The organism is Microbacterium sp. 18062, from assembly GCF_902706225.1.
In the GTDB taxonomy this organism is placed as follows: Bacteria; Actinomycetota; Actinomycetes; order Actinomycetales; family Microbacteriaceae; genus Microbacterium.
Map to the genome: position 1 here is coordinate 1 of NZ_CACSKB010000080.1, position 11,176 is coordinate 11,176.

At 72.6% G+C, this 11,176-nt stretch carries 10 protein-coding genes; 3 read left to right on the forward strand and 7 right to left on the reverse strand.

Features of this window, described 5'->3' with window-relative positions; genetic code table 11:
- Positions 1-15: 15 nt before the first annotated feature.
- Positions 16-357 carry a carboxymuconolactone decarboxylase family protein gene (locus GVL03_RS18085; protein ID WP_159502408.1) on the reverse strand — a complete coding sequence of 114 codons (342 nt, stop codon included), beginning with the start codon at positions 355-357 and terminating at the stop codon, positions 16-18.
- Positions 358-511: 154 nt separating this feature from the next.
- On the opposite strand from GVL03_RS18085, the gene GVL03_RS18090 reads away from it, so the two are divergent.
- Positions 512-1,801 (forward strand): O-acetylhomoserine aminocarboxypropyltransferase/cysteine synthase family protein, encoded by a 1,290-nt coding sequence (locus tag GVL03_RS18090; RefSeq protein WP_159502409.1) that lies wholly within the window; start codon positions 512-514, stop codon positions 1,799-1,801.
- Between the two features lie 180 nt (positions 1,802-1,981).
- On the opposite strand, the gene GVL03_RS18095 is transcribed toward GVL03_RS18090, so the two are convergent.
- The 6 genes from GVL03_RS18095 to GVL03_RS18120 all read right to left on the reverse strand — a co-directional run bounded on the left by GVL03_RS18095 (position 1,982) and on the right by GVL03_RS18120 (position 8,569).
- Complete coding sequence (locus GVL03_RS18095) at positions 1,982-3,247, reverse strand: LLM class flavin-dependent oxidoreductase (RefSeq protein WP_159502410.1); 1,266 nt, start codon at positions 3,245-3,247, stop codon at positions 1,982-1,984.
- Positions 3,244-4,128: an LLM class flavin-dependent oxidoreductase gene (locus tag GVL03_RS18100; RefSeq protein WP_159502411.1), complete on the reverse strand. Its 885-nt coding sequence runs from the start codon at positions 4,126-4,128 to the stop codon at positions 3,244-3,246. The genes GVL03_RS18095 and GVL03_RS18100 overlap by 4 nt, the downstream gene beginning before the upstream one ends.
- Positions 4,125-5,348 (reverse strand): acyl-CoA dehydrogenase family protein, encoded by a 1,224-nt coding sequence (locus tag GVL03_RS18105; RefSeq protein ID WP_200847234.1) that lies wholly within the window; start codon positions 5,346-5,348, stop codon positions 4,125-4,127. Before GVL03_RS18105 ends, GVL03_RS18100 begins: the two co-directional genes overlap by 4 nt.
- 267 nt (positions 5,349-5,615) lie before the next feature.
- A complete protein-coding gene (locus GVL03_RS18110; RefSeq protein WP_159502412.1) occupies positions 5,616-6,566 on the reverse strand; it encodes a RimK family alpha-L-glutamate ligase in 951 nt (316 codons plus the stop codon).
- A gap of 4 nt (positions 6,567-6,570) precedes the next feature.
- On the reverse strand, positions 6,571-7,887 hold the full coding sequence (locus GVL03_RS18115; RefSeq protein ID WP_159502413.1) for a M20/M25/M40 family metallo-hydrolase: 1,317 nt from the start codon (positions 7,885-7,887) through the stop codon (positions 6,571-6,573).
- 97 nt (positions 7,888-7,984) lie between these two features.
- Positions 7,985-8,569, reverse strand: a complete 585-nt coding sequence (locus GVL03_RS18120) for a helix-turn-helix domain-containing protein (RefSeq protein ID WP_200847235.1) — start codon at positions 8,567-8,569, stop codon at positions 7,985-7,987.
- 84 nt (positions 8,570-8,653) lie between these two features.
- Here GVL03_RS18120 and add point away from each other — a divergent pair, with 84 nt between their 5' ends.
- Complete coding sequence (add, locus tag GVL03_RS18125) at positions 8,654-9,742, forward strand: adenosine deaminase (RefSeq protein ID WP_159502414.1); 1,089 nt, start codon at positions 8,654-8,656, stop codon at positions 9,740-9,742.
- A gap of 123 nt (positions 9,743-9,865) precedes the next feature.
- Positions 9,866-10,927: an ABC transporter substrate-binding protein gene (locus GVL03_RS18130; RefSeq protein ID WP_159502415.1), complete on the forward strand. Its 1,062-nt coding sequence runs from the start codon at positions 9,866-9,868 to the stop codon at positions 10,925-10,927.
- Positions 10,928-11,176 lie beyond the last annotated feature (249 nt).

Here is an 11,176-nt window from a genome sequence, read left to right on the forward strand (position 1 = left end):
GGGGCGGGCGTGGGGTCAGTGCTCGTGCGCGCCGCCGAACTTGAACGCCAGCCGGCCGTGCGCGAAACCGCCGCCGGCTCGGATGGCGGTGGCCACCCACGCGGTCTCGGCGAGCTCCTTCTCGCTCGCTCCGGCGGCGACGGCCTTCTGGGAGTGCCCGTCGATGCAGTACACGCACTGCGTCGTGATGCCCACGGCGAGGGCGATGAGCTCGCGGTACTTCAGCGGGATCTCACGCCCCTCCGTCGCGAAGACCGCCTGGTCGAACGCCGAGAAGGCGGCGAGGATGTCGGGGGTCTCCGTCTTGTAGACCTTCGTGTAGGTGCGGTCCTCGGTGCGGTCGAAGTAGTCGGACATCGCGGGGTGTTCCCTCCTGATCGGCGGGGCATCGCGCCCCGCCACACCCTAACGATCGCGTCGGCGGGCGTCATCCCGGCGCGGTCTCACGGCGTCATGAGCCGTGTGCGGCACCGGCGCGGACATCTCCCTCTCTCGAGAAAGGCGGCTCATCGTGGCACAGGGGTTTGAGACCCGGCAGATCCATGCCGGGGAGGTGATCGACGCGCAGGCGGGGGCGCGCATCACCCCGATCTACCAGACGGCGGGCTACGTCTTCGACAGCTTCGACGAGGCCGAGTCGCGCTTCTCGGACCGCGGCGATCTGCCCGTGTACTCGCGGCAGTCGAATCCCAGCAACCGCGTCGTCGAGGGGCGCATCGCCGACCTCGAGGGGGGTCGCGGGGCGTTGCTGACCGGCAGCGGCCAGGCGGCGATCTTCACCGCGATCTACGCTCTCGCGAGCGCCGGCGACCGCATCCTCGTCACGACGAGCCTGTACGAGGGCACGAAGCAGCTCTTCCGCAACAGCCTCTCGCGGCAGGGGCTCGAGTTCGTCTTCATCGATGCCGAGGCCGACGACGACGAGTGGCGCCGGCACGTCACCGAGCGCACCAAGGCGATCTACACCGAGACCATCCCGAACCCGAAGAACGACATCCCCGACCTCGCGCGCCTGGCGCGGCTCGCGCACGAGGCCGGCATCCCGTTCGTCGTCGACAACACCGTCGCGACGCCCTACCTCGCCCGGCCCATCGAGTGGGGCGCCGACATCGTCGTCCATTCGACCTCGAAGTGGCTCGGCGGCCACGGCGCGGTGCTCGGCGGCGCGGTCGTCGACGCCGGCACCTTCGACTGGACCGCGCACGCCCAGCGCTTCCCGCAGTTCCACCGCTCCCCGAGACCGGGGACGCCGAGCTACGCGGAGCGCTTCGGGACGGGCGCTTTCCTCCCGTTCGCCGTCACGGTCGCCAACGAGTACGGACCGACGCTCCCGGCGACGAGCGCATGGCTCCTGCTGCTCGGCATCGAGACGCTGTCGCTGCGTCTGGACCGGCATGTGGCCAACACGCAGCGCGTCGCGGAGTGGCTCGAGCAGCATCCGGCCGTGGCGGGCGTCGACTACCCCGGTCTCCCCTCGAGCCCGTGGCACGAGCGGGCCCGCACGTACCTGCCCAAGGGGCCGGGCTCCGTGCTGGCGTTCGACGTGCGGGGGGGCCGCGAGGCGGCACGCACCGTGCTCGACGCGCTGCGGCTGGTCACCCGCATGACGCACATCGGCGACGTGCGCACGCTCGCGATCCACACGGGCAGCACGATCCACGGCGCGCTGACCGAGCCCGACCGGCTCGCCCTCGGCATCACCCCGGGTCTCATCCGGCTGTCGGTCGGTCTCGAGACGGTCGACGACGTGATCGCCGACCTCGATCAGGCGCTCGCACGGGTGGTCGCCCCCGGTCGCTGACGCTGACGCTGCGCGGGGTCTGGCGGAGTGAGGGCGCGGGGACTCTCGCATCAGCTTCTCCGTGCCCCTTGCGGGGCGCTCCGTGGGGTGCGAAAGTCTGGTCGCTGCCCTTCGTCTGGGAGCTTCGTTCCTCGCTCAGGAACCGCGAGCGCGGCGAGACGACACGTGAGGACTTTCGGGTCAGTCCCGACGAGGGCGCAGGCGTCCTCCGAGCGTGGATGCCTCGTAGGCCCGGCGGTACACGCCCCTGCGCTGCAGCAGCGGCACGACGTGCTCGACGAACTCGGCCAGGCCGTCGGGGTATCGGTCGAGCATGAGGTTGAACCCGTCGGCCGCGCCGACGCGGAACCAGCGCTCCATCCCATCGGCGACCTGCTCGGGCGTGCCGATCACGATCCGCGCGCCGTAGCCGCCGAACTGCCGCAGCACCTCGCGCACGGTCGCCCCGCGGCGGTCGGCGATCCAGTCGAGGAAGGTCTGGCGGTAGCCGACCGAGGCGACGTGCGCGTCCGGATCCCAGGGGGCGTCGATCAGCTCCCCGGGGATGGGCGCGTCGAGATCGAGGATCGAGGCGTCCGCGCCGAGCACTGCGCTGAGCGACCCGAGCATGTAGCTCTGCGGCACCCGGCCCTCGAGCTCGTCGTACCGGGCGACGGCCTCGGCCTCGGTGCTGCCGAGCACGAGTGAGAGACCCGGCACGACCGTGACGTCGCCGGGGGAGCGTCCGACGGATGCGGCGGCCTCGCGGAGCGCGCGACGGTTGGCGATGGCGCCCTGCTCGGTGAGCTCCACGGTGAACACGCCGTCGGCGTGCCGTGCGGCGAGGGCGCGTCCGCCGGACGACCCGCCGGCCTGGAAGAGCACCGGCTCGCCCTGCGGCGAGGGCGGGAGGCCGAGGCTCGCGTCGAACCCGAACCGGTCGCTCGCCGCGACGACGCGCTCACCGGTGCGGGCGCTGCGCCACAGGGCGCGCACGAGACCGGTGAACTCCTCGGCGCGGGCGTATCGCTCGGAGCGCGGCGGGGTGGCGTCGCCGCCGAAGTTGCCGGCGACGTCCGGGCTGTAGGTCGTCACCACGTTCCAGCCGATGCGGCCGCCCGAGACGACATCGAGACTGAGCACCCGGGCGGCGAGGTCGACCGGATCGTTGTAGCTGGTCGACCCCGACACCACGACCCCGAGCCGCTCGGTCGCCGCCGCGACGGTCGCGGCGAGCACGAACGGATCGACGACCCCGAGCGGACGTGGGTTCGGGTTCGTGAACGCGGGGTGGTCGGCGAAGAAGACGGTGTCGATGAGCCCGCGCTCGGCGGTGCGGGCGACGTCCTGCCAGAAGGCCTCGTGCAGCAGCGCGTCCGGCGCCACGTCCTGCACCTGCCAGGCCGCCGGCCGCTGGCCGAACGACTGCAGGTTCACCCCGAGGAAGAGGCCGTCGCGTGCGCTCACCAGCGGGCCTCCTTCAGATGCGGCGAGTGGTCGGAGAGGTCGAGCACGCGCGGCGGAAGCCCGAGCACGGTGCGCAGCCCGCCGATTGTCTCGCCCCGGCCGGCGTCGGCGTCGTGCGGCGACGGCTCGCGGGGGACGTCGGCATCCGTCGACACCGTCACGACCCGGCCCGTCACCACCCCGTCCGTGGCGACGCGCCCGGCACCCGCACCGCACGTCTCGATCGCGTCGCCCCGGATCACGAGCTCCGCCCATCCGGCCTCGCCGCGCGGATCCGCCGTGCCGAGCACCGGCTCGCCGTGCTCGGAGGCCGGCGTGCCGAGGGGACCCGCGATGCGGTAGCGGCCCTCATGCCCGACCCGGCGGACGCCGTCGACGTGCGCGTAGACGCCGCGTTCCCGGTCGCCCACGATCGTGCCGGCGGGCCAGCTGTTCCAGAGCGCCCGCAGCACGCGGGCCGCCTCGGTCGTCACCTCGGCCCCCGGCGGGGTGCCGGGAAGCCACGGGATGGCGGTGCCGTGCTCGAGGGGGAGGCCGGGGTCGTCGTCGACGAGGACGACCCCGAGGCGCCCGCCGGTCAGATGCCAGGCGCCGAGCACGCGCCGCGCGAGATTGTACGGGTGGTCACGGGTGGGCGCGGCCACCGCGAGGAACCCCCACCGCGGGAACCGCGCGTGCCGGGCGACGGCCACCGCCACGGGGTCGATCGCCCGCGCGACGGGTGCCGGGCCCCGGCGCGTGCCGAGCGAGTCGGCGCCGAGGAGAAGGAGGTGGGCGGCGCCGGTGTCGTGCGCCTCGTCGAGCGCGGCGAGCGTCGCCGGGTCGCCGGCGGCGAGGCCCCTCGTCGCCGCACCGGTCAGCGAGAGCGCGACGAGGCTCATCCGCGGCCCTCGCCGTCCGTGTCCCGCTTCCGGCCGGTGCGCGGGCCGTTCACGAGCCGGTCTCCCACGATGCGCGCCCGCGCCACCCGCGGGTTGTGCGAGGCGAGCGTGCGGGCGTTGCGCCAGTGCCGGTCGAGGGCGAGCGTCTGAGAGGTGCCGGACGCACCGAGCGCGTCGAACACGCGGGTCGCGGCCTCGAGCGTCGCCGTGGAGGCGACGAGCTGCGCCTGCGAGACGGCCACGAGACTCGGCGACGGGTCCGCATCCCGTCCCTCGACGTAGTCGTCGACGGGCCCGAGCGAGCGCTCGAAGGCACCCTCCGCCGCCGCGACCAGGGCCGACACCTCGCCGATCACCTGCAGCAGCTGCGGGTCGTCGGTGGGATCGGTCGCGACGTTGTGCGGATGCGCCCGACCGCGCGCCCGGAGCGCCGCGATCCCGTCGCGCAGCACGGCGCGGCCGATGCCGACGAGGAGTGCGTTGAGCACCGACTGGTAGTACTGCTCCTGGTAGGTGTAGCGCTCGGCGTAGGGCAGGACGTGCGCGTCGTCCACGCGGGCGTCGAGGTAGCGGACGCCGCCCGAGCCGGTCACCCGCTGGCCGAAGCCGTCCCAGTCGTCGTCGACGACGACGCCGGGCTGTCGCATGTCGACGAGGGCCACCACGTCGCGGCCGTCGTCGGTGCGGGCGCGCACCGTGGTCCACCGGGCGTAGATGCTGCCGGTCGCGTAGTACTTGTGCCCGTCGACGCGCCAGCCGCCGTCGCCGGTGCGGCTGAGCAGAGTGGTGTGGTCGTCGACGGCGCTCCGGCCGCGCTCGCTCCAGCCGCCGCCGACGAGCTCGCCGTCGGCGAGACGGCGCAGCCAGACGTCGGACTGCTCGGACGCGTGCCGGCGATCCTCGCCGAACGAGAAGTGATTGCGCCAGACGTGGGCGACGTTGACATCGGCCTCGGCGAGCTCGGCGAGCAGACGCAGCAGATCCGACAGGCGGGCGTCGAGGCCGTCGAGCCGGGCGGGCACGCGCAGCCGGCCGAAACCGGCGTCGAAGAGCCAGCCGAGCTGGGCGTCCGCGCGCGTCTCCGCCTGCTCGCGCGCGAGTGCGTCCGCCGCGATCCGCTCGAACACCGGCCGGAATCTCGCCGCGAGCCGGGCGTATGAGGGCCGGCTCGCGTCTTCGCTCTCGCCGGGCTCGTCGCCCCGCACCGTCGTCGTCCTCACACGCCCACGCTCTCGCGAGGGCCCGCTTGCGGCAATCTGGGTGACCGCATGTGACGATCCGCCCCCGCGTGTCTCACGCTGCGCGTCCGCCCGACACGTGCGCGGGACTCATGGCATCCGGTGGCGATGTCCCGTCACGGCCCGCATACTCCGTGTCTCACTTGTGCATCCATGGGGCGGTGTTGTGCTGCACAAGTGAGACACAGAGACAAGTGAGACACAGAGAGGGGGAGGGACACGGGAGGAGAGGGGGAGGGAGACGTCCGCTCAGGCGGGGACGCGCTCGGCGGCCAGCAGGCCGCCGAGGAAGCGGGTGACGCGCCGGGTGGCGGGAAGATCGAGGCCGGCCTCGACGTCGGGGCTGTAGTTCGTGTTCGTGTTGATGTCGTAGGTGACGGTGCGTCCGTCGACCGTCTCGAGGAACTCGATCCCGGCGATCTCGATGCCGAGGTCGGCCAGCAGCGCCTCGTAGCGCACGACCAGCGGATGGTCCGCGCCGATCTCGGGGCGGATGCGGAACAGCGGCTCCGGCTCGACGCCGTCGACCGGCACCGCGCACGCCTCGGCGGGGCACAGTTCGAACGCGCCGGCGGAGGTGTCCACTCGCACCGCGTAGGCGAAGCGCCCCCCGACGAACTCGGCCCGCGTGACGAACGGGGCGGCGGCGGGCAGGAACTCCTGCAGCAGGGTGATGCCGTCGGCGGGCTCCTCGAACGCCGGGCTTGCGACGTACGCGTCCAGTTCCTCGTGGGTGTCGAAGCGGCGGACGCCGAGACCCTTGCCGCCCTGGTTGTGCTTCGTGATGAACGGCGGGGCGAGCCTCCGCGCCTCGGCCGGGATCGCGGCGCGCTCGAAGACAGCGATCGTGCGCGGCACGTCGAAACCGGCGCGACGGAGGGCCGCGTGCTGGGCGGCCTTGCTCACCTCGACGGAGGCGACGGCCGCGCCGTTCACGACCCGTCGCCCCCACGCCTCGAGCCAGGCGAGGGTCGCGCGCGCCGCATCCTTCGCCCCGGCGCCGCCCCGTGTGTGCGCGGACGCGCTGAGCCGCGACCAGAAGACGCCCCGCGGCGGCTCGGCGTCGAGGTCGAGCGATCCCCGGCCGAGGCGCCACTCGCGCAACGGAACCCCCTCGGCGTCGAAGGCGCGCGCGAACGCGGGGATCCAGTCGGGGTTGTCGTGCAGCACGTGGACGGCCGGGGTCTCGGGGTCGCTCATCGGATCATGCCTCTCTCAGGATGCGCTCGGTCACTCGGGCGGAGAAGTGCAGCGCGTCGACGGGCACCCGCTCGTCGGCGGCGTGGAACTGCGCGAAGACGTCGAAGTCGGCCGGCACCCGCAGCGGCACGAATCCGTAGCCGTGGATGCCCAGACGCGCGAAGTGCTTGTTGTCGGTGCTGGCGGGCAGCAGGTACGGCACGACGGTGCCGTCGGGGTCGTCGACCGTGATCGCCCGCTGCAGAACCTCGATCAGCGGAGCGTCGACGGGGGCGACCGTCGCCGGCCACCATCGCCCCCACTTCACCTCGACGTCGGGGCCGACCGCCTCGCGCAGGCCCTGCTTGAGCGCCTCGTCCTCACCCGGCAGGATGCGGATGTCGACCCGGGCGAAGGCCTTCGCCGGGATGATGTTCGTCTTGCCGCCGCCGCCGATCACCGTCGGGGTCGCCGTGTTGCGCGTCGACGCCCCGATCAGCGTCGACACGAAGCCGAGGCCCGCCAGGTCGTCGTCGAACGACTCCTCGGCGAAGGCGAGGCCGCGCGCGTCGCCGAAGGCGGAGAGGAAGCCGTCGAGGGCCGGGGTGCGCACGACGGGGAAGCGGTGGCCGCCGAGACGCTCCACGGCGCGCGCGATGCGCACGACGGCGTTGTCGTCGGTCGGGCGCGACCCGTGCGCGGCGTGGCCGTGGGCGGTGACGGTCGCCCACGCGACGCCCTTCTCGCCGGTGGCCGCGAGGTATGCGCGCCGCTCGCCCGACACGTCGAGCGGCACGGAGAAGCCGCCGACCTCGCTGAGGGCCTCGGTCACGCCCTCGAAGAGGTCCGGGCGGTTCTCGACGAGCCAGCCCGCTCCCCAGACTCCGCCGGCCTCCTCGTCCGCGAGGAACGCGAGCACGATGTCGCGCCGGGGCGCGATGCCCTCCCGCACGAAGTGCCGCACGACCGCGAGCACGGTGCCGGCGTAGTCCTTCATGTCGACGGCACCGCGGCCGTAGAGGAACCCGTCGTGGATCTCCGCGCCGAAGGGCGGCTTCGTCCAGTCGCTCTCGACGACGGGGACGACGTCGAGGTGCGCGTGCACGAGGAGGGCGCCCGCATCCGGATCGCTGCCCTTCAGCCGTGCGACGACCGAGCCGCGGCCGGGCACCGGCTCCACGAGCGTCGTCGCGATGCCGACCTCTTCGAGCCGCTCCTGCACGAAGCGGGCCGCCCGCGTCTCGCCGTCGCCGATCGTCGCGCTCTCGCCCGTGTTGACGCTGTCGATGCGGATGAGCTCGCGGATCAGCTCGACGGCCTCGGTCTCGAGTAGCGACGGCATCCGACCTCCCGGCGCCCGCCGCACGCTGCGGACGGACGTCCCCACGCTAGTGCGGGGCCGTCGCACGGTGGTGGTGGAACTACATGTGCCGCAACACTCAGCGCGTGCCGGGGACGCTCGCGGTGAACAGCACGCGGGCGGGCGTCTCGCCGAGCAGCCGCCAGCGGTCGCGCGTGCCGGCGGGGAAGTGGATGAGGTCGCCCGGCGCGATCCGGTAGGTGCCGGCCCCGAGGATGTCGACCTCGAGCCGGCCGGCGACGACGTAGAGCGCGCTCTCGCCCGGCGACTCGAACCATTCGGCGATGTACTCGTCGGGCCCGAACTCGTACTCGACGATCTCGAGCGCCGACGTGCTGCGCAGCAGCAGAGCGCGGCCCACGGCGGCGGCGGGATGCTCGGCGACCGGGATGGGGCGCCCCTCGCCGCGGCGCACGACCGTGACCTCGCTCGGCAGCACGGCGGGCAGCAGGTCGCCCGGGCGGACGCCGAGCGCCTGCGCGAGCCGGTACACCGACGCCATCGAGGGAACGCTCGCACCGCGCTCGATCTGGCTGAGGAACGGCTGGCTCATCGCGGCCCGCGCGGCGAGCTCGCGGGTCGTGAGGCCGGCCGCCTCGCGCAGGCGCCGGATCTCGCCGCCCACGGCCGCGCCCAGATCGGGGTCGAGGACAGGATCAGGCAATTTACTCTCCCGTAACGCCGCACGAATGCTGCTGTCATCGTTGGATGCTCTTATGAATGCTGTCACTTATCGAGCGAGGCGATCATGTCCAGTGTAGAGACGCCCGCGGGCCCCGCCGCGGAGCTCCTCGACGTCGATCTCGAGCGGGTCGTGGCGGGCCTTCCGAAGGTGAGCCTGCACTGCCATCTGATCGGCTCGGGCGAGGCCGAGACGATCGTGGACCTCGCCCGCAAGCACGACGTCGTGCTCGACGGGGGCCGCACCGCGGAGGACCTCTTCGACCACGCCGGCTACGAGGACCTCGACGAGTTCCTGCGGGTGCTCGACGTCGCAGGTTCCGTCATCCGCGACGTCGACGACTTCCACCGGGTGGCCTACGAGTCGCTCACCCGGGGCGGGGCCGCGCACAACGTGCTCTACCGGGAGATCTTCCTGAGCCCGCCCGGCCACCCCGGTGTGCCCTACCGGACGATCCTCGACGGGGTGCGCGCCGGGATGCGCGATGCCGAGGCCGACACCGGCATCCGCAGCAACCTCATCGTCGGCCTCAATCGCAACGACAGCGCGGCGGCCGCATCCGAGCTCGTCGATATCGTGATCGAGAACCGGGTCGACGAGGTCCTGGGCATCGGACTCGACTACTCCGAGGCGATCGGGCCGCCGGAGAAGTTCTGGAAGGCGTTCCGGCGGGCGGGCGAGGCGGGGCTGAACCGCACGGCGCACTCGGAGTCCGGACCGCCGCACCACATCGAGACGATCCTCGACCTGCTCGGATGCAGCCGCGTCGACCACGGCTACCACGTCGTCGACGACCCCGACATCACCCGGCGCTGCGTCGAGGAGCGGGTGCCCTTCACCTGCACGCCGGTCAGCTCCGACATCGGCCGCTACTCGGGCAGCGGCGACGGCACCCACCTCCGGATCAAGCAGATGATCGACGCAGGTCTCGTCGTCACGATCGACTCCGACGACCCGCCCATGTTCGGCACCGATCCGACCCATGACTTCCGCGTGCTCGCCCGCGCGCTCGGCTACGGACTCGATCAGCTCGCGGCCCTCACCATGAACGGCGTCGAGGCGACCTGGCTCGACGCCGCCGACAAGGCGGCGCTCGCCGCCCGGGCGCGCACGATGATCGGCGCGCTCGAGCCGGGCGCTCAGGGACTGCGATGACCCGCACCGCTGCGCGCTCCCCGACTGCACGCATCCCCGCCGCGCCGGTTCCCGATCCCGGCATCCGCTGAACCCCGCACCATCCGAATCCGCACCGCACCCGACCCTCTGGGAGACCCGCACATGTCACCACGACCCACCCGCCGCCTGGCCGCAGCCCTGTCCGCCCTCACCCTCGCCTCCCTCGCGCTGAGCGCCTGCGCGACCGCGGCGCCGGATGCATCCGCCACGGGCTCGTCCGACACTGACGGGGCGGACCTCGGCGAGCTCACCGTCCAGCTCAGCTGGATCAAGAACGAGGAGTTCGCCGGGGAGTACTTCGCCGACACGAACGGGTACTTCACCGAGGCCGGCTTCTCATCGGTGAACCTCGTCGCCGGCCCCTCCACCGGGATCCCCGAGCTCGTCGGCGGCACGGCCGACGTGTCGATCAGCAACGCCGTCGCCGTGGGCGCCGCGGTCGCGAACGAGGGCGCGCCGGTGAAGATCATCGGCACCACCCTGCAGAAGAACCCGTTCACGGTCCTCTCCCTTCAAGAGGGCGGCGACATCGCCACGGCGGACGACCTGAAGGGCAAGAAGATCGGCGTGCAGGACTCGAACCTGTCGCTGTTCAACGCCTTCCTCGCGGCCAACGACGTGGACGCCTCCGAGCTCGAGATCGTTCCCGTGCAGTACGACCCGGCGCCGCTCATGAACGGCGAGGTCGACGGGTTCATGGCCTACCTGACGAACGAGGCGATCTCGGTCGAGCAGGCTGGGCTCGCCACGACCAACCTCCCCTTCGCCGACAACGGCCTGCCGTTCGTCGCCGAGACCTTCACGGTCACCGACGAGACGCTCGAGTCGGACCGCGAGGCGCTGAAGGCGTTCCTCGTCGCCGAGATCAAGGGCTGGCAGGACGCCCTCGCCGACCCCGACGAGGGCGCGCGGCTCGCGCTGGAGGTCTACGGCCTCGACCTCGACCTCGACCCCGAGAAGACGCTGGCCGGGATGCTGGCCACCAACGCCCTCATCGTCACCGACGAGACCGACTCCAACGGGCTGTTCACGATCTCGGACAACCTGCAGGCCGAGACCGTGACGAGCCTCGCCCGCGCGGGCATCGAGATCGAGGCGGCGGACCTGTTCGACCTGAGCCTGCTGGCCGAGGTGTACGAGGAGAACCCCGACCTGCTCGGCTGAGCCGACGTCTCCCGGGATCGGTCCCTGAGCGAGGAGCGAAGCGACGAGACGAAGGGTCGCTGCGCTCGTCACGCGTGGGCGCTTCGTCTCGCTCCGCTCGCTCAGCGACCGTGCTCTCCTTTCCCCGCCGCGCGGAGGGCGTGCGGCCGCTATGCGCGTGACGAGCACGAAACACGCGGCGGATACCGTGGCGTTCCGGCCCGTCCGCGGCTGTCCCGCTCCGTCCAGGCCGCCCGCAGCCCCCTCATC